Source organism: Geomonas oryzisoli (assembly GCF_018986915.1).
In the GTDB taxonomy this organism is placed as follows: Bacteria; Desulfobacterota; Desulfuromonadia; order Geobacterales; family Geobacteraceae; genus Geomonas; species Geomonas oryzisoli.
Genome location: NZ_CP076723.1, coordinates 4,220,914 through 4,245,515, shown reverse-complemented (window position 1 = coordinate 4,245,515; position 24,602 = coordinate 4,220,914). Strand labels below are relative to the sequence as shown.

Here is a 24,602-nt window from a genome sequence, read left to right as displayed (position 1 = left end):
AGGAGGTTTTTAGTGTTCTGGTTGAGAAAAAATGTTGCTGAAAATGTGAACGGCGAGTCGGTGGCCGAGAAGGTCGCCAACGAGGCCGAAGGGTTCTACCGCTCCGGGAAGATGCACTGCGCCGAGGCGGTGCTGGCCGCGGTAAAGAACGAATTCATCCCCGAAGCGGGCGATGAACTGGTCCATCTGGCCTCTGGTTTCGGCGGCGGTTCCGGTGCCGGCTGCATCTGCGGCGCCATCGCCGGCGGCACCATGGCGATCGGCCTGGCGGTCAAGGACCGCAAGGCGGCCGCGGCGTTGACCAAGGAGTTGCACCACTGGTTCAAGGAGCAGTACCGCGTCACCTGCTGCAAGGCGCTCACCGCCGACGGCAAGAAGCGCTGCGTCGAGTTCACCGCCAACACGGCGGGAAAGGTGGCCGAGCTGCTGCAGAAAAAGTGATTCCGCAAAGCAATTTTCCTGGTTCCCAAGCTCCAGCTTTGCATCCGAGGGAAGTTGTAGCTTCGGAGAGGCTTTGCGTTCCCAAGGTGGACCTTGGGAACGAGATCAAAATCCCCCTAAATCCCCCTTTGACAAGGGGGACCTTTAGCGGCTAAACCGCTTTAGCAAACGGAGGTTCCTATGTACATCGACAGACTGTTGAGACTGATTGCCGGCACCTTCACCCTTATTTCCCTGGCGCTGGCCCATTACCACGACCCGCGCTGGCTCTGGTTCACCGCCTTCATCGGGTTGAACCTGCTCCAGTCCGGCTTCACCAACTGGTGCCCGATGATGACCATACTGGACAAGCTGGGTGTGCCCAAGCTGCCGCCGCAGGGCTGCGGCAAATGATCTGCCGCATCAAGGTCCTCTGCGACAACAGCGCCGGCTCGATCTCCGGGACCCTGGGCGAGCACGGTTTTGCCGCGCTGGTGCAGGCAGGGGACCAGTCGCTGCTCTTCGACACGGGCGGGGGGCACACGCTGCTGCACAACGCCCAGCGCATGAACATCGACCTGAAGAGCGTGGACCAGGTGGTGCTCTCCCACGGGCATTACGACCATGCCGGCGGGCTGTGGCCGCTGTTGCAGGCGGCGGGTCCCAAGCGGGTCCTGGCCCACCCCGAGATCTTCACCCGGCGCTACGTGCTGCGCGAGGGGAGTGCCCGCTCGGTCGGGGTGCCCTACTCGGAGGAATTTCTCACCGGCCTTGGCGCCAGCTTCTCCTACAGCGACGCCTTCCGGGAAGTCGTCCCCGGCGTCTTCCTGACCGGCGAGGTGCCGCGCCGTACCGGCTACGAGGAGGGGGACGCGGGACTTTTCTGCGACGAGGCGGGCTGCCACAGGGACCAGGTCCCGGACGACCAATCCCTGGTGATCGTGACGGAGAAGGGGCTTTTGCTGCTCTTGGGGTGCTGTCACGCCGGGGTGGTGAACACCCTGGAGCTCGCACGGGAGAAGACCGGTGTGGAGCAGGTCTACGGGGTGATGGGGGGATGCCACCTCGCCTTCTCGTCGCAGCCCCAGATCGACGCCACCATCAAGGCCCTGAAGCGTTACGGGCTGAAGAAGATCTGTCCCGGCCATTGCACCGGGTTCCATGCCGCCGCCCGTCTCGCCGCCGCGTTCCCCGGCGGCTTCAAGCCGATGCAGGTGGGCTACGTACTCGAAGTCGACTAGTTCACACCGTAAAGAGAGGAAGATGATGAGATTTATCGCCGTGCTGTTTTCCGTTTTGCTGCTGACCGCTTCCCTTTCCCAGGCAGTGGGCCCCGCCAACGTCACCTCGAAGCAGGCCCAGGCGTTGCTGGCCAAAAACGCCAAGATGGTGCTTCTGGACGTGCGCACCCCGGACGAGTACCGGCAGGCGCACCTGAAGGGCGCCCAGCTGATCCCGCTGGGGGAGCTGAACCGCCGGGTGCAGGAGATCCCGCGCGACCGCCCGGTGCTGGTGTACTGCGCCGTAGGCGCCCGTTCCTCGACGGCCGCCAGTTTTCTTTCCTCCCGGGGGTACCGCGAGGTCTACAACATGACCGACGGCATCGTCGGCTGGTACAACAACCACCTGCCGCTGCAGTTGGGGCGCTAGTCCCCCTCCCCAACCCTCCCCCTCCGGGGGAGGGAGCCCCACCCCCTCGAAAACCCTCCAGGGTACACCTTCCGTTTTCCCATCACTCCGCAAATTTCCGGTTACTCGCAAAGATTCCCGTTACTCTCCAAAAAACCGTTACTCCTAAAAATTCCCGTTGCCGCCATAATTCCCATCCACTCCCATTCTGGTAAACTTTTGCAGTTCTTTTGGCTCAAGCTATGCAGACAGGTTCCGATAAGCCAAAACAGGGCTTGCTTCACGGTGGAGGTAGCATGCAGGAGGAACGTGAAAACCTGGCGGCGCGCCTGCTGGAGGAGGTCGACTGCGGTGCGGTCTATCTCGACGCCGGCGGTAAGTTGCTCTTCATCAATCGCAGGGCCGAGGAGCTCCTCCACGTCGAGCGTGCCAAGGTCCTGGGCAAGCGGGTGGACATGCTGCCGCTAAGGACCCCGATCTACCGGGTGCTGAGCGAGAACGCGCAGGATGAACCGGTGGAGGTCAGCATCGACGGCTCCGTGATCCAGGTCCGTTCCGTGCCGCTGGGAGGAGACTCCCCGGAAGGCGAGCTGTTCCAGTTGCGCGACATCAGCCACGACCGGAAGGAAAAACGCCAGCGCGAGGAGTTCGTGGCCATGATGACCCACGACCTCAAATCGCCGCTTACCGTGATCATGGGGTACGTGCAGGCCCTCATGGGCGAAATGCCCTCCAAGATGGACCCCTCGCTGCACCTGTTCGTGAAGGAGATGGACAAGAGCGCGGTGAAGATGCTCTCCATGATCGACGACGTGCTGGACGCCTACCGGCTCGAGGCGGGGCTTTTGCAGATCGACCGCCAGCCCTGCGACGCGCGCAGCCTGCTGGAGGGGTGCTGCCGGGACGGCGAGCGGGAAGCCGCCGTGCACGGCTCCTACTTCCTGAGCGAGATCTGCGACGGGATCCCGACACTCGACCTGGACGAGAAGCAGATCACCCGGGTCTTCGCCAACCTGATCGGCAATGCGGTGAAGTTCACCCCCAGGCGCGGCACCATCAGCGTCACCAGCACCATCGAGGGAGAGTGCCTGCTGGTCCAGGTCCGCGATACCGGTATCGGCATCTCCGAGAGCGAGCTGCCGCGCATCTTCAACAAGTATTTCCGCGCCTCGGGCGCCCAGGGGTTCAAGGGGACCGGGCTCGGGCTCACCATCAGCAAGGCGATCGTCGAGGCCCACGGCGGGAGTATCCGCGTCGAGAGCAGCGCCGGCAAGGGGAGCTGCTTCTCGGTCCTTTTGCCGCTGCACAACGAACGGTGCAGCTTCACGCCTTGATTTAAGGGTTAAAGTTCCCGGGGTTCGACGCCGATTAGGCTCTCATCGGGCTCGCCCGAGGGGGCAGGACCCCCGAAGAGAAGAAAATAAGCCGCCCTGTGCGCGCATCGTTAACAGCCAAGGAGGAGAACAGCATGGGCAACGTATTGATAGTGGACGATTCCTCGACCATGAGAAAGATCATTTCCCGCAGCCTGCGCCAGGCGGGGCTCGCCATCGACGACATCTACGAGGCCGGCGACGGTATCGAGGCCCTCTCCACCATGGAGGGAAAAACGATCGACCTGATCCTGTCGGACATCAACATGCCCAACATGGACGGGCTGGAGTTCATCAAGTGCGTCCGGGGCAAGGGGGTCAACACCCCGATCGTGATGATCACCACCGAGGGGGGGGAGGACATCCTCAAGGAGGCGATCAACAACGGCGCCAGCGACAGCATCAAGAAGCCGTTCACGCCCGACCAGTTGAACGAGAAGCTCGGAGGACTTTTATGATGTCCCTGAACCAGGATATCGCAGCCGCGACACACCTTGAGGAGGCGGATCTGGCATCCTATGTCATCAACGCCACCAAGGAGGTGTTCGAAACGATGGTGATGATGGCCCTCGAGGACAGCTACCCCCTCAAGGAGCCGGTCACCTCCTTCCACTGCTCGGTCACCGGCATGGTCGGCCTGGCGGGGACCTACACCGGCATCCTGTCGATCCACTGCCCGCAGCACCTGGCGCTGAGGATCACCTCCAACATGCTCGGCATGGACGTGGAGGAAGTGGGGGAGGACGTCAACGACGCCCTGGGCGAGATCGCCAACATGCTGGGGGGGTACGTGAAGCAGATCCTCTCCAAGGGGGGGCTGGACATCAACCTCTCCATCCCGACCGTCATCTCCGGCGAGGACTACACGGTCAACTCGATGGCCGACAGCGACTGCGTCATCATCCCCTTCACCAACGAGGGTGACCGGTTCCTGGTCGGGCTGAAGCTCAGGAAGGAAGTCTAGGCGGTACCGTAATGGCTGCATTCGAAAAGCTACAATCCATGTTGGACGCCGCCATGAAGCAGGCCGGCGAGGAGAGCAGCATGCTCCTCGGCCAGGGCATGTCCGTGGCCGCTTCCGACGTCCTCAACACCAACCGCAAGAGCTACCTGGGTGACGAGGACAACCCCATCTACGTGGTGGGGGTGGAGTCGCGCGAGGCCTACCCCGGCGTGTTCTACCTCCTCTTCTCGCTGGGCGACACCATCGTGATGAGCTCCATCCTCTTGGGGATCCCCGGGCCGAGGATCCAGGAGAAACGCCGGCTTTCCATCCAGGAACCCGACGACGTGGACGCCTTCGGCGAGATCGCCAACCAGATCATCGGCTCCTTCAACTCGGTGTTCCAGCCCAACCTGCCCGACAAGGTGCACCTGAAGCTCCTTCCGCCGCAGAAGTACGTTCCCGGGACCGATCCGCTCAGTGACGACGTCCCCTTCCCGGACGGCGAGTACCTGATGTACCGTGCCCCCCTGCAGATCGAGGGGCACGAGATGAACATGGTGGACATCCTGATCCCGCACCCGCTGGCCAACCTGTTCGACCCGCAGCCGGAGGAGGCTGCGGTCGAGGCCGTAGCCGAGGTCGAGGCGGCGGCGGAGGAGAGCGCCGGGCCGCTCCCCTCCATCCTGGTCCTTGGTGACGACCAGGGGCGCCAGGAACTGGTGCAGGGGCTCTCTGACAGCGGCCTCAACCTGATCGACGCGCCGCTGGGCGCCGACCTCCCCGGGCTCTTCGCCCAGGGCGACGTGCGCGCCGCCTTCATCTTCCTCAAGCAGACCTCCGACCGTGATCTCGCCATCTGCAAGCGGGTGGTCCCGATGGTGGACCGAAGCGGCGGGGCCGTGCTCCTCTCCGCACCGGAATGGACCCGGACCGCGGTGCTGAAGGCGCTCAAGGCGGGGGTCAAGGGGGTGGTGATGCCCCCCTATGCTCCGCACGAGCTCGCCGAGAAGCTCGACAAGATCCTGCACCACTGACCGGCGAGTCAAAAAAACATCCCTCCCCTTCGTTTTTTTGACTGGCCGGCCGCCTCGGGCACCTTCCCGGCGCCGAGAAAATTTCCCACAAAGATAAAATGCCGTAGTCCCGATGGTTTAGCGCGTCGCCCCTTCCGTGTGCCCCTACGGCATGGCTTTTGCCTTGCACTCTCCCATGACCTTTACGCTGCGCATACCCGGCCCGAGGCTTTTCCTGGGGCTCGTCACCATACTGCTCGCCTGCGCCCTCCCGCAAAGCGCACCGGCCCAGCAGGAAAACCGCCTGTTGCGCATCGCGGTGCACCCGCACCAGGGCTTCACCAGGGTCAATCTCTTCTTCCAGTCCCCCCCCGACTACACGCTCCGGGTCCTCTCCGGGCGGGTCAGGCTCGAGGTGCGGGGGGCCGATTCCCCGAGCTTCAAGAAACTGCGCGTCCTGAACGACAAGCAGCTCGCCGGCGTCACCACCTCCGAACTGCGTGGCGTGCTGAGTGTCTCCATCCCGGTGCGCGGTGCGGAACCCGGGGTCCAGGTGATTTCGTGCGCCAATCCCAGCGTGCTGTCGCTGGATATCGGGCCGGGTGTGAAGCGGGCGGCGCGGGTGGACATCGCCCCCGGGCGTGAACCGATCCTCTCCGGCACCGAGCGCTTCGTACGCGATTTCGACGCCGATCCCGGCGGCATTCCCTTTGCCCCCACCGACGGCAAGGTGCTGAAGGGGCTCCTCCCCGAGGGGGAAGCGCTGTTGTTCCAGCAGGGGGAAAGTCTGCTGTACCGGGACCGGGCCGAGGAGGCGGTCAACGTCTTCTCCATGTTCCTGAACAAGGCGCCCGGCCCCAAGGCGCTGGCCTGCTTCCGGCTCGGCGAAGCCCTGGAACGGCTGGGACGGCACCAGGACGCCCTGTCCTATTTCCGGCAGGGAGAGGGGCTGTGGCCCCAGTACCTGGAGCAGGCCCCGGAGCTTTTGCAGCCCTACTCGGACGCTCTGGCGAGGACCGGCAACTTTCCCGCCGCCCGCGCCATGCTGCTGCGCCTCATGGACCGGTACGTGGGGACCCCTTACCAGGCGGAGCTTCTGAACCGCCTGGCCGATCTCATCGAGCGCAACGGCCAGAAGGCGGCGGCCCTCGCCATGTACCGCAGCGTGGTGGTCTACTCGGCCGGGAGCCCCGCGGCGGGTCGGGCGCGCCTGAAACTTGCCGACCGCGAGCTCTTTACCCTCTCCCGCGACCGCTACCGGGAACTTCTGGCCAAGTACCGGGCGGTCTACGAGGAGCCCGGCGATCCCGCCTCGCGCGACGAGGCGCTCTTCAAGATGACGCTGCTCCTTTCGCTGTACGCCTCCCCCAAGGAGGCCCTGGATACCGTGGTCACCTATGACCGGCGCTACCCGCGCGGCATCTTCAGCACCATCATCAAGAAGATGCGGGAGGAGATCCTCTTCCCCGTGTACCAGGAGACCGCCGCGGCCGGCAACGACCAGGGGCTGGTCCAGCTTGCCCTGGACAACCGGGAATACCTGGCCCGCTGCTTCGGCGACCCGGGGTTCGCCCCCAGGGTGTCGCAGGCATTCGAGAAGACCGGTGCCACGGCGAAGGAACTGGAGCTGTTCGGGTACCTGGAGCAGAAGAACTGGGCCGCCGGCAGCGCCCCCTTCCTGCTGGCCCGCATCGTAGACGACGCCGTCGCTTTCGGCAACGTGCCGCTGGCCGAGGCGACCGCCCGGGATTTCCTGGCCCGCTTCCCCCGCGACCCCCACCTGGGCCGGGTCCGCGAGCAGCTGGGGCGGCTCGCCTTCGAGCGGGGGGATCTCCCCGGCGCGGCGGCGCAGCTCGCCTTCCTGGGCGCCAAGGGTGCCAGGGCGCAGCTGCCGGACAGCGAGTACTACCTGGGCAAGGCGCTTGCCGCCGCCAAGGACCACGGCGGCGCGGTGCGCAGCCTGTCCCGCTTCACCGTGGCCGCCAAGCGGGATGACCCCTTCCTTCCGGACGGCTACTTCACCCTGGCCACCGCCCTCGCGGCCGGCAAGGATTACCAGCGGGCCCTGGCGGCCTGCCAGGTGGGCGGCAGCGTCGCCTCCGGCGAGATGAGCGGCCAGTTCCTCTACAAGAGCGGCGAGCTGCAGCTGCAGCTGGGCGAGGTGCGCCAGGCCAAGGCGAGCTGGGAGAAGGCGGCCGGAGCCGGGGGGACCTGGGGGAGGCTCGCCTCCGAGGCGCTCAACGACCTGAACTGGCGCATGAAGATCGCCGGGCAGCTTCCCTGACTGTCAAAAAGATGACCTGGTTGTTTTCCCGCAGTGTAACCTATCGATAACATTGATCTGCCGTGGGTGGTACGCCTTTTGCTGATGCTGCTTGGCTACCAAGGAGGATGAGATGCCAGTACAAGGAATTTTCGGAAACACCGTCGAACTGTTGGGGAAGACCCTGGACCTGAGGGCCAAGCGGCAGACCATGATCTCGGCCAACCTGGCCAACGTGGAGACCCCGGGCTACAAGGCCAGCGACCTCTCCTTCGAGGGGCAGCTCAAAAGCGCCCTCAAGGGGGGACCCGGCGCCGGCACCCTGACCAACCCGCGTCACATCCCGCTCAAGGGTGGCTCCGCTGCCTCCCTGGAGAAGGTGCAGGGCGACGTGGTCGAGCTCAACTCCGGCAACATGGGGCCTGACGGCAACGGCGTGGAGATGGAGAGCGAGATGGGGCGTCTGGCCGAGAACCAGATCATGTACAACGCCAGCGTGCAGCTCCTCACCAAGAAGTTCGAGGAACTGAAGCAGGCCATAAGGGGTACCTTATAATGGACTTTTTCACTTCCATGGACATCAGCGCCTCGGCGCTTGCCGCCGAGCGCACCAGGATGAACCTGATCTCCTCCAACCTGGCCAACGTCAATTCCACCAGGACCGCGGAAGGGGGACCCTACCGCCGCAAGGACGCGGTGTTCACCGCCACCCCGGTCAAGGAGGGGAGCTCCTTCGGCGCGGCGCTCTCCCGCGCCAACGAGGCGAGGAGCGTCCAGGTGACCCAGGTGAACGAGGACCAGCGGCCGCCGCGGCTGCAGTATGAGCCGGGGCACCCCGACGCGGACGCCAACGGCTACGTGGCCTATCCCAACATCAACGTGGTCGAGGAGATGGCGGACATGATCACCGCCAGCCGCAGCTACGAGGCGAACATCACGGCGACCAACGCGGCCAAGAGCATGGCTTTGAAGACGCTCGACCTGCTGCGCTAGGTAACGGAGGTTATACATGGAAATATCGGCACTTACCAAGGTAGACGGGCTCTCCCAGGCTTTTCCCGCCCAGGGGACCCAGGGGACGCAGGGCAACGCAACCGTCGGCTTCGGCAAGTTTCTGGAGGAGATGGTCTCCAAGGTGAACCAGCAGCAAGGCGCCGCGGACCAATCGATCCAGGCGCTCGCCACCGGCGAGACCAAGGGGCTGCACGAGGTGATGCTCGCGGTGGAAAAGGCCAGCATCTCCTTCCAGATGCTGACCCAGGTGCGCAACAAGGCGGTCGAGGCGTACCAGGAGATCATGAGGATGCCGGTTTAAGAGGTTAAGGGGATACCATGCCGGAAGGGCTTAAAAAACTTTTGGAACCTTTTCTCGCGATGTCGACCGGGAAGCGGATGGTCGTCGCGGGGGTCGCACTCGCCTCGCTGCTCGCCTTCGCGGCGCTGATCACCGTGGCGAACAAGACCGACTACCGCCCGCTGTTCGCCAACCTCAACAGCGACGACGCCGGCGAGATTGTCAAAAAATTGAAAGAGCAGAAGGTCCCCTACCAGATCGCCGCCGACGGCAAGGCGATCCTGGTCCCTTCGGATAAGGTGTACGACCTGAGGCTCTCCATGGCCAGCGACGGTCTGCCCCAGGGGGGCGGCGTCGGCTACGAGATCTTCGACCGCAAGAACTTCGGCATGACCGAGTTCGTGCAGAAGCTGAACTACCAGCGCGCCCTGCAGGGCGAGCTCTCCCGCACCATCGCGCAGATCGCCGGGGTCGAGTCGGCCCGGGTGCACCTGGCCATCCCCGAGAAGACCCTGTTCAAGGATGCCGAGAAGCCGGCGACCGCCTCGGTCGTGCTCAAGATGAAATCGAACCGGATGCTCAGGGAGGGCGAGGTGCAGGGGATCGTGCACCTGGTCGCTTCCTCCATCGAGGGAATGGACCCGGAGCAGGTGACCGTGCTCGACAGCCGGGGCAAGATGCTCTCCGGCAACACCTCCTCCGACCCCGCCAGCAAGCTGACCGGCTCGCGCCAGGAGACCCAGCGCAACTTCGAGAAGACCCAGGAAGACAAGCTGCAGTCGCTTTTGGACCGCGTGGTCGGCTCCGGCAAGTGCGTGGCCCGCGTCACCGCTAACTTCGACTTCAAGCAGGTGGAGAAGTACGAGGAGCGTTACGACCCCGAGTCCGCGGCGGTGAGAAGCGAGCAGAGAAGCGAGGAGAAGGGGGGCACCACGACCACCGCCTCCGGCGTCCCCGGCGCACAGACCAACCTGGGGCGGACCCCCCCGGGAGCGGGCGGGCAGAGCGGCGGCGGTTCCAAGACCGACGAGACCCTGAACTACGAGGTGAGCCGTTCCACGGCCCGCATCATCGAGCCGGTGGGAGCGCTCTCCAAGGTGTCCGTGGCGGTGCTGGTGGACGGAAAATACGACCTCCCGGTGGGGGCGAAGCCGGGCGCGCAGCCCAAGTACCAGCCCCGCACCCCGGACGAGATGCAGAAGATCGAGGCCCTGGTGAAGAGCGCGGTCGGCTTCAACGCGGAGCGCGGCGACCAGGTCACCGTGGCCAACATCCCCTTCCAGGAGACCGGCGACAGCGGCGGCGAGGCGCCCAAGTGGTACGACGCCCCCATCGTGCAGACCCTGATCAAGAACGGCCTGATCGGCCTGGGCTTCCTGGCCCTGATCCTGTTCGTGATCCGGCCGCTGTTGAAGACGCTGAAGAGCGAGAAGCCGGCCTCCTCCTTCCTCCCCATCCAGGACGACGCCGAGAACGCCCACATGCTGGAGATGCAGAAGATCGCCCAGGAGAAGATGCGGGTGACCCAGATCGAGCTGGTGGAGAAGGTGAAGCAGGACCCCTACCAGGCTGCCCAGATCCTGCAGAACTGGCTGGCGCGCAAGGAATAGATGAGAACGATGACTTTTAGAGGTGCAGCATGACCGGAGCCGAGAAGGCCGCCATACTCCTTTTGTACCTGGGCCCCGAGGCGACCGCCAAGGTCTTCTCACACATGGACGATGGCGATATCAAGCGGATCAGCCAGAGCATGTCCAAGCTCGGGCACGTCCCGCGCGAGGAGATCGCGTCGGTGGTGGAGGAGTTCACCGACATCACCAACCCGGAAACCGGGTTCTTCTCCCAGGGGGAGGAGTTCGTCAAGAAGATCCTGGAGAAGGCCCTTGGGCCGCTGCGCGCCGAGACCCTGCTGCAGGAGATCCGCACCTCGGGTATCGGCGACATGGCCGACATCCTCTCCACCATGGACCCCCGCACCATCGCCAACTTCTTCTCCCAGGAGCACCCGCAGACCATCGCCGTGGTACTGGCCAAGCTGAAGCCCAAGCAGACCAGCGAGATCATAGCGCTGTTGCCGCAGGAGCTGCAGGCCGAGGTGGTGATCCGCATCGCCGAGGTGGACCAGGTTTCCCCGGAGATCCTTTCCGAGATCGACGAGGTGATCCGGGTCGAGTTGACCGCCCTGGGCGGGGTGCAGCGCTTCAAGGTGGGGGGCGTGGAGAAGGTGGTGGACATGTTCGCGCACCTGGACCGAAGCCGCGAGAAGAAGATCCTGGACAAACTGGACACCATGAACCCGCCGCTGGCGGAGGTGATCAGGAAGCACCTGTTCACCTTCGAGGACATCTTCAAGCTGGACGACCGCGCCATCCAGTCGATCATGAGGGAGGTCTCCAACGACACCCTTACCCTGGCCATGAAGACCTCGGTGGACGAGGTCAAGGACAAGATCTTCCGCAACATCTCCAGCCGCGCGGCCGAGATGATCAAGGAGGACCTGGAGGTCATGGGGCCGGTACGCCTCTCGGACGTGGAGAAGGCACAGAGCGAGATCATCAAGATCGTCCGGAAGATGGAAGAGGAAGGGAAGGTGGTCATCGCGGGTCGCGGGGCGGAAGATGTTCTCGTCTAAGATCATCAGGAAAGGGGTCGAATCCGAGGCCTACACGCTGGAGCCGCTGGGGGGCGAACTGGTCCCGCCGGTCGGGCAGGAGGTCTTTCGCCCCATCCAGCTGGGGGGGGAGGAAACCGCCGCGCCGGACGAGGCGGAGGAGGAACCAGAGACCCCTCCCGCCGTGATCGCCGAGGACGAGGCGCTCAGGAGGATCCAGCAGGCGCATGCCGACGGGATGAAAAAGGGGCGGCAGCAGGCCGAGGAGGATCTGTCCAAGGTGAGCGAGGCGCTGGCCCAGGCGCTTCTCTCCACCGGCACGCTGCGGGGGCAGATCATGCACGACGCCGAGGAGGACCTTTTGAAGCTCTCGGTGATGATCGCACGCAAGGTGATGATGCGCGAGCTCTCCCTGGACCCGGGGCTGATCGCCGGGCTGGTGCACGGTGCGGTGGAGCTGGCCGCCGACGAAGGTGAGATCGTGGTGCGGCTGAACCCGGAGGAGTACCAGGTGGTGGCCTATTCGCCGCAGTTCCAGGCACTCTCCCGGGACCGGAAGAAGATAACCCTGCGCGAGGACCCGGCCCTGGGGCCGGCGAGCTGCCTGGTGGAGACGGTGCGCGGCAACATCGACGCAGGGCTCGACGCCCAGCTCGAGGAGATCATGCGCCGGCTCTCCGAGGAGAGGAACGCGCGGCGGGAGGACGTCGAAAGTGGGGATTGATCTGGCACGCTACCTGCCGGTGGTCGAGGCGGCCAAGCCGGTGCGCTTTCACGGCAAGGTGACCCAGGTGGTCGGCCTGGTCATCGAGGGGTACTGCCCCGAGACGGCGGTGGGGAGCGTCTGCGAGGTGCACTCCGAGGGGCATGCCCCGATTCCTGCCGAGGTGGTCGGCTTCCGCGAGAACAAGACCCTGCTGATGCCGCTTGGCGAGTTGCGCGGCGTGGGACTGGGGAGCGTGATCTCGGTCCGGCGCGAGAAGGCGGCCCTGGGGGTCGGCCCCGCGCTCCTGGGGCGGGTCATCGACGGGCTGGGAGAGCCGATCGACGACAAGGGTCCCATCGAGGTGGCGGACGAGTATCCCATCTACGCGCTGCCGGTGAACCCGATGAAAAGGCGCCCGATCAGGAAGCCCCTGAACCTCGGCATCCGCGCCATCAACGGTCTTTTGACCTGCGGCGAGGGGCAGAGGGTCGGCATCATGGCCGGCTCCGGCGTCGGCAAGTCGACCCTTCTGGGCATGATCGCCCGCTACACCGAGGCCGACGTCAACGTGATCGCCCTGATCGGCGAGCGCGGCCGGGAGCTCAGGGAGTTCATCGAGAAGGACCTGCAGGCGGAAGGACTCAGGAAATCGGTCGTGGTCGTGGCGACCTCCGATCAGCCCCCGCTGGTCCGGATGCGCGGCGCCTACATAGCGACCACCATCGCCGAGTACTTCCAGGCCCAGGGGAAGAAGGTGCTCCTCATGATGGACTCCGCCACCCGTTTCGCCATGGCGATGCGCGAGGTGGGGCTGGCCATCGGCGAGCCCCCCACCACCAAGGGGTACACCCCGAGCGTCTTCGCCGCCCTGCCGAGGCTTCTGGAGCGGACCGGCAACTTCCAGGGGGGGAGCATCACCGGCCTGTACACGGTCCTGGTCGAGGGGGACGACTTCAACGAGCCGATCTCCGACGCCATGCGCAGCATCCTGGACGGGCACATCATCCTGACCCGTGAGCTGGCGGCGAGGAACATCTACCCACCCATCGACCTCTTGAACAGCGCGAGCCGTGTCATGAGCGACGTGACCAGCCGCGAGCACCGGGCGCTGGCGGGGCAGTTCAAGGAGACCCTGGCCACCTACCGGCAGGCCGAGGACATGATCAACATCGGCGCCTACAAGGCCGGCAGCAACCCAAAGATCGATCTCGCCATATCCCGGATGGATCAGATGATCGCCTATCTGAAGCAGGACGTGGCGGACCAGGTCACCTTCGAGGAATCCATCGAGGCGCTGGCCCGTATCTTCGGAGTCGGCAGTTTGAACGATTAGCGGGCCGCCGGAAGCGGCGGCCGGACATGATGACAGTGAGGTTGCGGTGCGGCAAGGGCTTGCCCGCCGTAGCTTTAGCGAAGGTGGGAGGGGTAGGCCATGGCAGGACAGGAATTCAGGCTCGAACAGGTGCTCAAGTTCCGCAAGGAAGTGGAGAAGATGCACCAGCTGGAACTCGCGGCGGCGAAGCAGCAGCACGAGAGCGCCAGGGAGCGGCTGAAGAATGAAAAGTCCATGATGGAGCAGCTGGAGCAGGAATACACCCAGCGCCAGAGGGCGGGAATCGAGGCCAAGGACCTGCAGCTCTACGGCGACTTCTCGCGCAGAAAGGCCCAGGAAATCCAGCAGCTGCGGGAGAGCCTGGTGGTGCTGGAGAAGGCGGTCCAGGAAAAGCGCGAGGCGCTTCTGGCCGCGGCCAAGGAGAAGAAGGCGCTCGAGGTCTTCAAGGAGAAGAAGATGCGGGACCTGAGACTGGAGCAGTTGAACCGCGAACGGGCCTTCCTGGACGAGATAGCCGTCCAGGGGAGGGGGCATAAGTGAAAAAGCTGATAGGCGCGCTGGTGCTGGTTCTCGTGGCACTGCCGCTGTTATGGAACGAACGGCAGGTCTTTAACGCCCAGGCGGCCGAGGTGAAGAACCCGCCCCGGAGCATGTCCAGCGAGAGCGCGGCCCTGGAGGCCAAGCGGCAACAGCTGGCGCAGAAGGAGGCGGCGCTCTCCGCCAAGGAAGCGGCCCTGAACCAGCTCTCCGCCAAGCTGGACGCCCGGGTGGCCGAGCTGAACGCGGCCAAGAAGGGGATCGAGGAGGCCCTCACCGCCAAGAAGAAGCAGGACGACGACCGCTACAAGAAGATGATCAAGATCTACAAGGGGCTGAAGCCGGAGGAGGCGGGGACCCTGCTCAACAAGCTGGACGAGAAGATGGTGATCCAGATGTTGAACCAGATGGACCAGAAGACCGCCGTGAAGCTGATCCCCTTCATCAACCAGCCCCGGGTCCTGGAGTGGACCAGGCTGAACCTGGCCGGGAAGTGACCGGCTGACCCCAGTGCGAACCGCCGCTTGCCGCGGCGGATTTCGACCGGCTGTGTATCGGCGCAGCCGTATTTCAGGCAAAAGGAGGTGACATGTACATGATGGTTCAAAACGCAGCATTCATTCCAGACGCGATCCCGGCCCCAGCGGCACAAACCGGGATGGCAAACGCAGCGGCAGCCCCCGGTGCGGGGGTGTTCCAGCAGCTGCTGCAGGGAAGGCAGACCCCGGACCACCCCGCGGCGACGCCGACCCGGCCGACGCCGGTACAGAACGCGAAGGGCGCTTCCCGTTCCGCCAAGGCCGAGGAGAAGGCGCGACCGGCGCAGGCACAGGAAACCGGCTCCGCGCGCGAGGAAAAACCGGCCCACGCGGTCCGGACATCGGCTGCCGACAAGGCGGCGGTTGAAGGCAAGCGCGAGGCCCGCAAGGGCGATGCGGAGCAGGAAACGGCACCGGCGCAGGACACGGCAGCGGAAGGCGCCGCCGGGAACGTGGCGGACAACGCCGGCGCGGAGCAGGCGGTGCCGGCAACACCGGAAACCGCGGTTGTCGCTCAGGCCGCAGATGCGGTAACCGGGACGGTCCCGGAAGTCAAGCCGGACGTAAACCCCGGGCTGGTCGTGGCCATGGCCGCGATCGAAACCAAGGTAGCGGCACGGGGAGAGGAGACCAACGCGGCAGCAGGTACCACCGCGCTGGAAAGGCTCCAGGCCCTGCAGCAGCGCACGCAGCAGGCAACGGCGCCGGAAACGGCAGCCGGCGCAGACCAGGCGCAACCGGAGCCGCCGCAGCAGGCAGTACAACAGCAAAACCCGCAGCACCAGACCACCGCCGGCACGACCGGCAGCCAAGCCGGCCAGAAGGTCGAGGCGGCACAGCTCTCCCCGGCACCGGGGGCAGCGCAGGTGGTCCCTTCGACGGGCGCGACAGAAGGAGCGCAGGTTGAGACGCCCCCGGCGCAGGTGGCTCAGGGCGCAGCGCAGCGACAGGAAGCCCCGGTACTGCCGGATGCCGCAAAAACAGCGGTAACGGCCGACCAGACCGTGGCAGCCGCCCACCTGGCGGCGAAAGAAACCGGAGCGGGACGCTTCGTGGCCATGCCGGTCAGGAAGCAGGCCGAGCCCGCGACGGCAAACGACCCTGCCGCAGCAAAAGCGGCCGGGCAGGAGAGCGCACCGGTCCAGCAGGACCAGGCCGTAACGCAGGATGCGGCAACACTGCAGGGGACAACCCCGCAGCCGCAGACGACCCCGGAGACGGCCGGCGCCGCAGCCGCAGGCACCACGGGCGCAACGGTCCGCGAGGCCAAGCCCGAGGCGGGTGCGGCCCAGGTGAAGGTGCAGCCGGAACAGCAGGGGGAACCGGCAGCGGTCTCCCAGGATAAGGCGGCACAGGCGGAGCAGGCTCCGCAATCCCCGCGCAAGGACGCCCACCAGGGCGAAACCGTGACCGGGAAGCAGGTGCGGGAAGCGGTACAGGCCCAGCAGGCGAACCTATCCAAGCCTTCGGGAGAGGACGTGTCCGGCACCAAGAATGCAACGACGGCAACTGCCAACTCCGTCTCCGAGCCGGGGGCGGTGCGGGACATGTCGGGCGCGCAGGGTGAGCAGGGACAGTCGCACCAGAAAGGGCAGGAAAACCTGAACGGCCAGATGCTCGGCGCGGGATTGACGGCGCAGGGGACCCCGGCGGAAGCGGTGCCGGGTGAAAACAGGCTTGCCGGCGGCAAGACCTTCCTGCACGAAAACATCCTCTCCCAGGTACGGGAAGGGGTGGTGACCCACGACGGCAAGGGGAACGGCCAGATGAGCATCAGGCTGAACCCGGGCGAGCTGGGGGAGCTCAAGATCCAGCTCCGCATGGACAACAACCGGCTCAACGTGGAGGTCCAGGCGGACAACCGCATGGTCAAGGACCTCTTGATGAGCAACCTCGACTCCCTGCGCGAGGCCCTTTCCGGGAAGAACCTCACCATGGAAGGGTTCAACGTCTCGACCGGTGGTGGCGGGTTCAACGGCCCCCTCAACGATGAGAGGGGAAACCAGCAGCAACAGGCCCCCAGGTTCGCCAGGGGCGCAGGGTACGACGGTCAGGAAACACCCCGGGTCAAATATATGACAACCGAGGTCAACAGCCTGCTCGACGTACGATTCTAGCAAGGAGGTAAGGATGATAACCGACGCAACATCAGCAGCAACCACGGCCTCGGCCGCGGCGGCGATGAAGCAGGCGACGGGCATGAACAAGGACGATTTCCTGAAGCTGTTCGTGACCCAGCTGCAGAACCAGGACCCCCTGAATCCCCAGGACGGCACCCAGTTCATCTCGCAGCTCGCCCAGCTGACCCAGGTCGAACAGGCCTACAACACCAACACCAACCTGCAGAACCTGCTGAACCAGGGGAGCAACGCCGGCACCATGGCGGCGGTCTCACTGATCGGCAAACAGGTGGTGGCCTCCGGTTCCCAGGTGGAACTCACCTCGGGGAGCAGCACCATCAACTACAACCTGGGCAAGAGCGCGCAGTCGGTGACGGTTTCCGTGCTCGATGCCAGCGGCAAGGTCGTCAAGACCATCAACGGCGGCGCCCAGAACTCCGGCGGCAACACGGTAACCTGGGATGGAACCGACAACTCCGGGGCGCAACTCACCCCCGGCACCTACAGCTTCAGCGTCTCCGCCAATGACGCCGCCGGCACAGCCGTCACCGCCACGGGTATCGTGCGGGGTAAGGTGAGCGGCGTCGACATGTCCGGCAGTACCCCGGTGCTCTCGGTAGGCGGGCTGAAGATCAACCTGACCGACGTGACCTCCGTGAGCGAGGCAGCCTAAGGGAGCCTGAGATGATCGACAACAGCATCTTGTTTCCCCAACCGATCCAGGCGCCGGTCAAACCGAACCCAAGCGGCGCCAAGCCGGCCGCGAAGAGCACCGGGAGCGGCACCCCGTTCGCCCAGGTCCTGGACCAGAAACTGCCGGGGCAGCCGGTCAAGCTTTCCCAGCACGCCCAGGAGCGGCTCAAGTCCCGCGGCATCACCCTCTCCGACGCCGACATGAAGCAGCTGGAAGGGGCGGTGGACAGCGTGGCACAAAAGGGCGGCCGGGAATCGCTGATCTTGATGGGAGACGCGGCCCTGGTGGTGAGTGTCAAAAACCGGACAGTGGTGACCGCCATGGATCGTCAGGGTATGAAGGGGAACGTTTTCACCAACATCGATTCGGCAGTATTTTTCTAAGCGCAAACGACAACTGAAACGGGCTGGCCCTCCAGAAGGAAAGCCCGCGGGACACCGACCGACTGAGGAGTCCCACAACCAAGCCTAAGGAGGCAAAAAAATGAGTGTTACTTCCGCATTGTTTACCGGCGTTACTGGTCTGATTCAAAACGGCGAAGCGATGAACGTCATCGGCAACAACATCTCCAACGTAAATACCATCGGTTTCAAGGGGGCCAGGACCCTCTTCTCGGACATGCTCTCCCAGAACATCGGCGGCGGTTCCCAGATCGGTAAGGGCGTGCAGATGCAGGCGGTACAGAACGTGTTCAGCCAAGGCTCGACCCAGAGCTCTGAGAACGTGACCGACCTCGCCATCCAGGGGACCAGCTTCTTCGCCCTCAAACCGCCGACCGCGACCTCCCCGGTGGCGACCCAGAATTCCGCCTTCCTCTCCCGTGCCGGCGCCTTCCAGGTAGACAACAACCTGACCCTGGTGAACCCGGACGGCTACCAGGTGCTGGACACCCAGGGTAACCCTATCAAATTCGTTAACTCCGGCACGGCTCCGAACACCGACTTCGGCAAGATCATCAGCATCGACAACTCCGGCCTGATCACCTACCTCGCCACCGACGGCATCACCCAGAACTACTACAACACCTCCGGTGCCGTGGGCGTCGCGGCCACCCCCGCCAACGCCGCCACCGTGCAGCGCCTGGCCGTGGTCACCGCATCCGACCCCACCGCACTCAGCAAGATGGGGGGCTCCCTGTACCAGGCCACCGCCGACGCCGGCGTCTCCGGGGCCGCCTTCTCCCTGGTCGCCAACAAGCCCAACGGCGTCAGCGAGAAGATCCTCTCCAACACCCTCGAGCAGAGCAACGTGGACATGGCGAGCGAATTCGTCAAGATGATCATCACGCAGAGGGCCTACTCCGCCAACTCCAAGACCATCACCACCACGGACCAGATGACGCAGGAAGTCCTGCAGCTGATCCGCTAGGGCGGGCACAGGGCAGCAAAGGGGGCGCGGCAACAGCCGCGCCCCCCATCCTCGCCGTGTCAAAGCTCCCCCCGGCGTCGAAGCTCTGACACCGCCCTCTCGGGCCGGATCTCTGACGCGCCGCTCCGCGAACCCCGCGTTGTGCGCCGCCTGGGCACCCGTGCGTCCTTTTTCCCCCTGTTGCCCCGCCCCGCGCCCCTCCCGGATCGCCGCCCAGCCGTGCGCCGGCGGCGACACCCTTCTTTTCGTCGGTCAAAAAGTTGACCCACGCTCCCTCCGCTCCCGCTCCCCCGCTCCGGGCCAGTATCGGTATCGAACCTGCAACCTTCCGTAACATAAGGCTTTGCCGCCGTCAGCCGCGCGGTGGGCACCCTCCTCTCCAGGCATATCTGGCGCGGCTTTACCGATCTGGCATCTGGGTTGCAAGGGTGTTCAATTCGAATACACCAGCTTGAGCTGTTTAAAAAGGAGAACCCAGCATGGCCGAACCGGCGAAGCCGCAAGAGACCCCGGAAAAGAACAACAAGAAGCTCTTCATCATCATCGGCGCCGTGGTAGCGGTCCTTGCCATCGGAGGGGCGGCAGCCTTCTTCATGGGGGGAAGCAAGAAAGAAAAGGCGCCCGAGGGAGCCAAGGTCGAGGCCAAGGCCGAAGGGGGCGGCGAGCACGGCGCACCCGCCAAGGGAGGTGAGGGCGCAGCCGCCGGCGGCGGCACCGTCTACCCCCTGGAGCCTTTCATCGTCAACATCTACGACGGCCAGGAGCTCCGGTACCTGAAGCTCAAGGTCGAGTTCGAGATGGCCAACCCGCAGGCGAAGGCGGAGCTCGACGCGAAGCTCGCCCCGCTGCGCGACGCCATCCTGATCCTTCTGACCACCAAGACCATGCAGGAGATCCAGGACCTGCAGGGGAAAAACCAGCTGCGCGAGCAGATTCTGGCTGCGGTCTCCAAGGTGGTCCCCCCCAGCAAGGTAACCAAGGTCTATTTCACCGACTTCGTGGTGCAGTAAAAGGTGCCATCGATGGAAAAATTCCTTACCAAGGAAGAGATCGACGCCCTGGTGGCGGCCGTTTTCGACGGGAGCCTGATCCCGGATAACGAGCTGGCCAAGGAAGGGCCTCAGGCGCAGCAGTTCGACCTGCTCGACATCGAGGCCCACCGCGCCATCCCGAACCTTGACATCGTCTACGACGGTTTCATCCGCTACAACCGGGTCACCATGTCGAACCGGTTGGGGCGCATGGTGGACATCAAGAAGGAGGAGGCGGTCCCCTATAAGTTCGGGGACTTCCTGAGCGTGCTCCCGTCGCCGGTCTGTATGGCGATCTACAAGATGGACCCGTTGAAGGGGGCGGCGCTGATCGCCTTCGACAGCACCCTGGTGTTCACCATCGTGGACAGCATCCTGGGGGGCTCGGGGGTGCCGTCCGGGCAAGGGATGAACCGGCTCTTCACCTCCATCGAGCTGCGCCTGGTGGAGAAGATCGTCAAGGATGCCCTGGCCGACCTCGAGCGTGCCTGGGCCCCGCTCTGCCCGGCCAGCATGAACCTTTTGCGCCTGGAGATGAACCCGCGCCTGGTCAACATCGTCCCCCCCGAGTACCAGGTGGTGACCATGAGCATGAAGATCCAGATCGAGGAGACGGTGGGGAACATGATCCTGGCCATCCCGTTTTTGACCATCGAGCCGATCCGCGACAAGTTGAAGCGGGGCGTGCAGATGGACATGATGGTGGTGGACCCGCTCTGGTCCTACCGCCTCTCCGAGGAACTGATGGGTGCGCCCATGGACATGTCGGTGGAGATGGGGGGCGCGACCATATCGCTGGCGGACCTGATGGGGCTCACCCCTGGGGACGTCATCATGCTCGATGCCAGCGGCAAGGACGAGCTGGTGGTCAAGGTTGGGGGAACGAAGAAGTTTATGGGCATTGCCGGGGTAAGCGGCGGAAACAAGGCGGTACAGATCACGCGTGCCCTGACTGGAGGTGAAGATTGAGCGAAAAACTCGCTTTGGACGAACAGAAGGAAGTTCCGCAGCCGAAGAACCTGGACTTCATCATGGACATCCCGCTGCAGCTAACCGTAGAGCTGGGGCGGACCAAGCTCCTGGTGCGGGACGTCTTGCAACTGAACCAGGGGTCGGTGGTGGAGCTGACCAAGCTCGCGGGCGAGCCGCTGGATGTCTTCGTGAACTCGAAGCTGGTGGCGCGCGGCGAGGCGGTGGTGGTGAACGACAAGTTTGGCATCCGGCTCCTGGACATCGTGAGCCCCAATGAAAGGGTGGACAAGGTGCTATGAGAAAGCTCGCGGCGGTGACAACGGCCACGCTGCTCATCCCGGCGGCGGCGCATGCCGATACCGGCGGACCCGACCTTTTGGGGAGCCTGGCGCAGATGGTTGGCTCGCTCATCCTGGTGATCGGCATCATCCTGATCCTCTACTACCTTGCCGGGCGGCTCATGAAGATGCCGCAGGGAAACGCCGCCGGGTACATCCGGGTGGTGGAGACCAAGCACCTGGCCCCCAAGAAGTCGCTGATGCTGGTCGAGGTAGGAGGCGAATACCTGCTTTTGTCCAACAGCGGCGAAGGGGTGAGCCTCATCAAACAGGTGGAGATGCTGGAGGAGATCGAGGTGGTCGAGGAAAGAAGCGCGGCGGCCCTGATCCCGGCCCGGCTCAAGAAAAAGCTGGAGACCCTGGCCGGAGGCCTCCCCCGTAAGGAGGCGCCGCTTGGGCAGCTCGGCAAAAGCGGTGGGTTTGCGTGAAACATAAAAAGATGCTGGGGGCGCTGCTCCTGGTGGCTCTATCCCTGATACTGGCGGCGACCGCGGGCGCGGAGCCGCTCTCCCTGCCCACGGTGAGCGTGGGGGTCGGCAAGGTGAGCAAGCCGGCCGACGTCTCCGTGGCGCTGCAGATCTTCTTCGTGATGACCGTCATCTCGCTGGCGCCCAGCCTGTTGATGATGACCACCTCTTTCACCCGCATCGTCGTGGTGCTCTCCTTCCTCCGGTCCGCGCTGGGAACCCAGCAGGCCCCCTCGAACCAGATCGTGGTGGGGCTGTCGCTGTTTCTCACCTTTTTCATCATGGCGCCGGTCTGGCAGCAGGTGAACACCCAGGCGCTGCAGCCCTACAAGGCGCAGACCATCACTCAGGAGGAGGCGCTCAAGCGCGGCGTGGCCCCCTTGCGCAAGTTCATGCTCTCGCAGGTGCGCGAGAAGGACCTGGCCCTCTTCATCAACCTCTCCAAGCTCCCCAGGCCGCGCAACGCAGATGACATCCCGACCATGACCCTGATCCCGGCCTACATGGTGAGCGAGCTGAAGACCGCCTTCCAGATCGGCTTCTTGATCTTCATCCCGTTCCTGGTGCTGGACATGGTGGTCGCCTCGGTGCTCATGTCCATGGGTATGATGATGCTGCCGCCGGTGATGATCTCGCTTCCCTTCAAGATCCTCCTGTTCGTGCTGGTGGACGGCTGGGGGCTCGTGATCGGGTCGCTGGTGAAGAGCTTCGGATAAAGACAGGAGTTAGGTATGACCCCGGAAATGGTAGTTCAACTCGGCAGGCGGAGCTTCGAGGCGGTGATCCTCCTCTCGGCGCCGCTGCTCATCTGCGCCCTGGTGGTCGGCCTCCTGGTCAGCATCTTCCAGGCCGTCACCTCGATCAACGAGGCAACCCTCGCCTTCGCACCCAAGATCATCGCGGTCATGGTGGCCATGGTCATCTTCTTCCCCTGGATGATGATGTACATGAGCGACTTCACCCACGAGATCTACGGCATGATCGCCAACATGAGGCACTAGGTGTTCGACGCCCTCCCGCTCAAGGCCCTGGCCGACCTGATCCCCTTCGCCCTGGTCCTGGCCCGGGTCGCGGGGCTGTTCATGGCCATCCCGATGTTCGGGGCACGCCTGGTTCCCAACCGCATCAAGGCGGTGCTCATCTTCGCCATGGCGCTGCTCATCTTCCCCGTGATCAGGCTGAAGGGAATCCCCGTCGCCGACGATTCCCTCTCCCTCATGCTCCTGGTGCTGCGTGAGACGCTGATCGGTCTCACCCTCGGGGCCATTTCGCAGTTCGTTTTCGCGGCGGTGGAGTTCAGCGGGCAACTGGTGGGGACCCAGATGGGGATCTCCATCGCCGCCCAGTTCGACCCCACCACCCAGAACAACGTCCCTACCATGGCCATCTTCGAGGGGGTGCTGGCCACCCTCATCTTCCTCGCCCTCGACGTGCACCACTTCTTCATCAAGGGGATCGTGGAGAGCTACCAGGTGATACCGCTCGGGGCCTGGCACGTGAGTAACGGCCTGTTGAAGTTCCTGACCCAGACCAGCACGGGGATGTTCATCATCGCCCTCAAGCTGGCGGCACCGGTCTCGGTGGCGCTTCTGGCGACCACCGTGGCGCTGGGGATCGTCGCGCGCAGCTTCCCCGCCATGAACGTATTCATGGTCAGCATGCCGCTCAACATCGGCATCGGCTTCCTGATCCTCGGTATCTCGCTGCCGGTATTCCTGCGCGTCCTCAACGGGAGCTTCGGCGCCTTCGTGCAGCAGATGCACGCCCTGTTCAAGCTGCTCGCCTAGGGCCTCGCCATGTCAGACGACAAACATTCCAAAACAGAAAAACCTACCAGTAAGAAGATCACCGATGCCAAGAGCAAGGGGAACGTAGCGCGCAGCCGCGAGATGACCTCCGCCGTCACCCTGATCGCCGCCATGGTCGCGCTCTACGCCAGCTCCGGAATCATGCTGAAGACCCTGCAGGGGACCATGAGGGACATCTTCGGCGGGCTTGCCACCATCGAGATCACCCCCTCCGGGGTGCACCACCTGATGATCCGGGAGTTTGCCAACCTGGCCATCATGCTGACGCCGTTCATGCTGGTCTGCCTGATCGCCGGGCTCGGAGTCGAGATCAGCCAGGGTGGGATCAACCTCAGCTCCGAGAAGCTCAAGTTCGACCTGGGGCGCCTGAACCCGGTGCAGGGGGTAGGGCGGCTCTTCAACAAGGACTCGCTGTTCGAGGTCGCCAAGTCCTTCATCAAGATGGCGATCGTCGGGTACATGGCCTACAAGATCCTCGCCGAGGAGATGGAGGGGATCATCTTCCTGGTTGACCAGGACCTGGAAGGGATCCTGCAATTCATCGGTCACATCGCCTTCAAGATCGTGCTGCACACCTGCGGGGTGCTGATCATCCTGGCGGTGCTCGACCTCGCCTTCGTCAAGTGGCGCTTCCTGGACAACCTGAAGATGACCAAGCAGGAGGTGAAGGACGAGCACAAGAACACCGAGGGGGACCCGGCCATCAAGGGAAAGCAGCGCCAGAAGGCCTTTCAGATGGCGCGCCGGCGCATGCGCCAGATCATCCCCACCGCCGACGTCGTGGTCACCAACCCGACCCACTACGCCGTGGCGCTCAAGTACGACCGTTTCAAGATGTCGGCACCGGTGGTGCTCTTTAAGGGTGTGGACCAGATGGCGCTGCAGATGAAGATCGTGGCGCGGGAAAACAACGTGACCCTGGTCGAGAACCGCTTCCTGGCCCGCGAGCTCTACGCCCAGGTGGAGGAGGGGTACGAGATCCCGGAAGGCCTTTTCGCCGCTGTCGCCGAGATCCTTGCCTACGTGTACAGCTTAAAAAAAAGGTGAGGCACTCGCCTCACCTCCCTTGATTCAACCTGCCTAATTCGTCCCTAGCGGACCTGCCTCAGCCGCCTAAGGGGACAGGCACCTGGCGGAGCC

At 64.3% G+C, this 24,602-nt stretch carries 30 protein-coding genes; all 30 read left to right on the top strand.

Going from position 1 to position 24,602, the window contains the following annotated elements:
* Positions 1 to 12: 12 nt before the first annotated feature.
* Positions 13 to 441: a C-GCAxxG-C-C family protein gene (locus tag KP004_RS18410; RefSeq protein ID WP_216799859.1), complete on the top strand. Its 429-nt coding sequence runs from the start codon at positions 13 to 15 to the stop codon at positions 439 to 441.
* 180 nt (positions 442 to 621) lie between these two features.
* On the top strand, positions 622 to 834 hold the full coding sequence (locus tag KP004_RS18405) for a YgaP family membrane protein (protein WP_216500301.1): 213 nt from the start codon (positions 622 to 624) through the stop codon (positions 832 to 834).
* Positions 831 to 1,661: an MBL fold metallo-hydrolase gene (locus tag KP004_RS18400; protein WP_216799858.1), complete on the top strand. Its 831-nt coding sequence runs from the start codon at positions 831 to 833 to the stop codon at positions 1,659 to 1,661. Before KP004_RS18405 ends, KP004_RS18400 begins: the two co-directional genes overlap by 4 nt.
* A 25-nt stretch (positions 1,662 to 1,686) precedes the next feature.
* Positions 1,687 to 2,070: a rhodanese-like domain-containing protein gene (locus KP004_RS18395; protein WP_216802700.1), complete on the top strand. Its 384-nt coding sequence runs from the start codon at positions 1,687 to 1,689 to the stop codon at positions 2,068 to 2,070.
* A gap of 275 nt (positions 2,071 to 2,345) precedes the next feature.
* On the top strand, positions 2,346 to 3,383 hold the full coding sequence (locus KP004_RS18390) for a sensor histidine kinase (protein WP_216799857.1): 1,038 nt from the start codon (positions 2,346 to 2,348) through the stop codon (positions 3,381 to 3,383).
* A 134-nt stretch (positions 3,384 to 3,517) separates the two neighbouring features.
* Entirely contained in the window at positions 3,518 to 3,880 is a 363-nt protein-coding gene (locus KP004_RS18385) for a response regulator (protein WP_216508722.1), read from the top strand.
* On the top strand, positions 3,877 to 4,386 hold the full coding sequence (locus KP004_RS18380) for a chemotaxis protein CheX (RefSeq protein ID WP_371877586.1): 510 nt from the start codon (positions 3,877 to 3,879) through the stop codon (positions 4,384 to 4,386). The genes KP004_RS18385 and KP004_RS18380 overlap by 4 nt, the downstream gene beginning before the upstream one ends.
* Positions 4,387 to 4,397: 11 nt before the next feature.
* On the top strand, positions 4,398 to 5,402 hold the full coding sequence (locus tag KP004_RS18375; RefSeq protein ID WP_216799856.1) for a response regulator: 1,005 nt from the start codon (positions 4,398 to 4,400) through the stop codon (positions 5,400 to 5,402).
* Positions 5,403 to 5,577: 175 nt separating this feature from the next.
* On the top strand, positions 5,578 to 7,665 hold the full coding sequence (locus KP004_RS18370) for a tetratricopeptide repeat protein (protein ID WP_216799855.1): 2,088 nt from the start codon (positions 5,578 to 5,580) through the stop codon (positions 7,663 to 7,665).
* Positions 7,666 to 7,777: 112 nt separating this feature from the next.
* On the top strand, positions 7,778 to 8,200 hold the full coding sequence (gene flgB / locus KP004_RS18365; protein ID WP_216799854.1) for a flagellar basal body rod protein FlgB: 423 nt from the start codon (positions 7,778 to 7,780) through the stop codon (positions 8,198 to 8,200).
* Positions 8,200 to 8,637, top strand: a complete 438-nt coding sequence (gene flgC / locus KP004_RS18360) for a flagellar basal body rod protein FlgC (RefSeq protein ID WP_216799853.1) — start codon at positions 8,200 to 8,202, stop codon at positions 8,635 to 8,637. Before flgB ends, flgC begins: the two co-directional genes overlap by 1 nt.
* A gap of 16 nt (positions 8,638 to 8,653) precedes the next feature.
* The gene (gene fliE, locus KP004_RS18355) at positions 8,654 to 8,959 is read left to right on the top strand and encodes a flagellar hook-basal body complex protein FliE (protein WP_216799852.1); all 306 of its coding nucleotides are present in this window, start codon (positions 8,654 to 8,656) and stop codon (positions 8,957 to 8,959) included.
* 17 nt (positions 8,960 to 8,976) lie between these two features.
* Positions 8,977 to 10,548: a flagellar basal-body MS-ring/collar protein FliF gene (fliF, locus tag KP004_RS18350; RefSeq protein ID WP_216799851.1), complete on the top strand. Its 1,572-nt coding sequence runs from the start codon at positions 8,977 to 8,979 to the stop codon at positions 10,546 to 10,548.
* Positions 10,549 to 10,577: 29 nt separating this feature from the next.
* On the top strand, positions 10,578 to 11,570 hold the full coding sequence (gene fliG / locus KP004_RS18345) for a flagellar motor switch protein FliG (RefSeq protein ID WP_216799850.1): 993 nt from the start codon (positions 10,578 to 10,580) through the stop codon (positions 11,568 to 11,570).
* Positions 11,557 to 12,273: a FliH/SctL family protein gene (locus tag KP004_RS18340; protein WP_216799849.1), complete on the top strand. Its 717-nt coding sequence runs from the start codon at positions 11,557 to 11,559 to the stop codon at positions 12,271 to 12,273. The genes fliG and KP004_RS18340 overlap by 14 nt, the downstream gene beginning before the upstream one ends.
* Positions 12,263 to 13,588: a flagellar protein export ATPase FliI gene (fliI, locus tag KP004_RS18335; protein WP_216799848.1), complete on the top strand. Its 1,326-nt coding sequence runs from the start codon at positions 12,263 to 12,265 to the stop codon at positions 13,586 to 13,588. The genes KP004_RS18340 and fliI overlap by 11 nt, the downstream gene beginning before the upstream one ends.
* Before the next feature lie 99 nt (positions 13,589 to 13,687).
* A complete protein-coding gene (gene fliJ / locus KP004_RS18330) occupies positions 13,688 to 14,128 on the top strand; it encodes a flagellar export protein FliJ (RefSeq protein WP_216799847.1) in 441 nt (146 codons plus the stop codon).
* The gene (locus tag KP004_RS18325) at positions 14,125 to 14,622 is read left to right on the top strand and encodes a MotE family protein (RefSeq protein ID WP_216799846.1); all 498 of its coding nucleotides are present in this window, start codon (positions 14,125 to 14,127) and stop codon (positions 14,620 to 14,622) included. Before fliJ ends, KP004_RS18325 begins: the two co-directional genes overlap by 4 nt.
* Before the next feature lie 161 nt (positions 14,623 to 14,783).
* The gene (locus KP004_RS18320; protein WP_216799845.1) at positions 14,784 to 16,781 is read left to right on the top strand and encodes a flagellar hook-length control protein FliK; all 1,998 of its coding nucleotides are present in this window, start codon (positions 14,784 to 14,786) and stop codon (positions 16,779 to 16,781) included.
* A gap of 13 nt (positions 16,782 to 16,794) precedes the next feature.
* On the top strand, positions 16,795 to 17,457 hold the full coding sequence (locus KP004_RS18315; RefSeq protein ID WP_216799844.1) for a flagellar hook assembly protein FlgD: 663 nt from the start codon (positions 16,795 to 16,797) through the stop codon (positions 17,455 to 17,457).
* A gap of 11 nt (positions 17,458 to 17,468) precedes the next feature.
* Positions 17,469 to 17,861 carry a TIGR02530 family flagellar biosynthesis protein gene (locus KP004_RS18310; protein ID WP_216799843.1) on the top strand — a complete coding sequence of 131 codons (393 nt, stop codon included), beginning with the start codon at positions 17,469 to 17,471 and terminating at the stop codon, positions 17,859 to 17,861.
* A 100-nt stretch (positions 17,862 to 17,961) separates the two neighbouring features.
* Positions 17,962 to 18,846 carry a flagellar hook-basal body protein gene (locus KP004_RS18305; protein ID WP_216799842.1) on the top strand — a complete coding sequence of 295 codons (885 nt, stop codon included), beginning with the start codon at positions 17,962 to 17,964 and terminating at the stop codon, positions 18,844 to 18,846.
* A gap of 479 nt (positions 18,847 to 19,325) precedes the next feature.
* Positions 19,326 to 19,856 (top strand): flagellar basal body-associated FliL family protein, encoded by a 531-nt coding sequence (locus KP004_RS18300; RefSeq protein ID WP_183350145.1) that lies wholly within the window; start codon positions 19,326 to 19,328, stop codon positions 19,854 to 19,856.
* 12 nt (positions 19,857 to 19,868) lie between these two features.
* Positions 19,869 to 20,846, top strand: coding sequence for a flagellar motor switch protein FliM (gene fliM, locus KP004_RS18295; protein ID WP_216799841.1), 978 nt, complete (start codon positions 19,869 to 19,871; stop codon positions 20,844 to 20,846).
* A complete protein-coding gene (gene fliN, locus KP004_RS18290) occupies positions 20,843 to 21,148 on the top strand; it encodes a flagellar motor switch protein FliN (RefSeq protein WP_183350141.1) in 306 nt (101 codons plus the stop codon). The genes fliM and fliN overlap by 4 nt, the downstream gene beginning before the upstream one ends.
* Positions 21,145 to 21,615: a flagellar biosynthetic protein FliO gene (fliO, locus tag KP004_RS18285; protein WP_216799840.1), complete on the top strand. Its 471-nt coding sequence runs from the start codon at positions 21,145 to 21,147 to the stop codon at positions 21,613 to 21,615. The genes fliN and fliO overlap by 4 nt, the downstream gene beginning before the upstream one ends.
* Before the next feature lie 11 nt (positions 21,616 to 21,626).
* Entirely contained in the window at positions 21,627 to 22,370 is a 744-nt protein-coding gene (gene fliP / locus KP004_RS18280; RefSeq protein WP_216802698.1) for a flagellar type III secretion system pore protein FliP, read from the top strand.
* Positions 22,371 to 22,385: 15 nt separating this feature from the next.
* The gene (fliQ, locus tag KP004_RS18275; RefSeq protein ID WP_216500330.1) at positions 22,386 to 22,655 is read left to right on the top strand and encodes a flagellar biosynthesis protein FliQ; all 270 of its coding nucleotides are present in this window, start codon (positions 22,386 to 22,388) and stop codon (positions 22,653 to 22,655) included.
* A complete protein-coding gene (fliR, locus tag KP004_RS18270) occupies positions 22,656 to 23,441 on the top strand; it encodes a flagellar biosynthetic protein FliR (protein WP_216799839.1) in 786 nt (261 codons plus the stop codon).
* Between the two features lie 9 nt (positions 23,442 to 23,450).
* Entirely contained in the window at positions 23,451 to 24,509 is a 1,059-nt protein-coding gene (flhB, locus tag KP004_RS18265; RefSeq protein ID WP_216799838.1) for a flagellar biosynthesis protein FlhB, read from the top strand.
* Positions 24,510 to 24,602 lie beyond the last annotated feature (93 nt).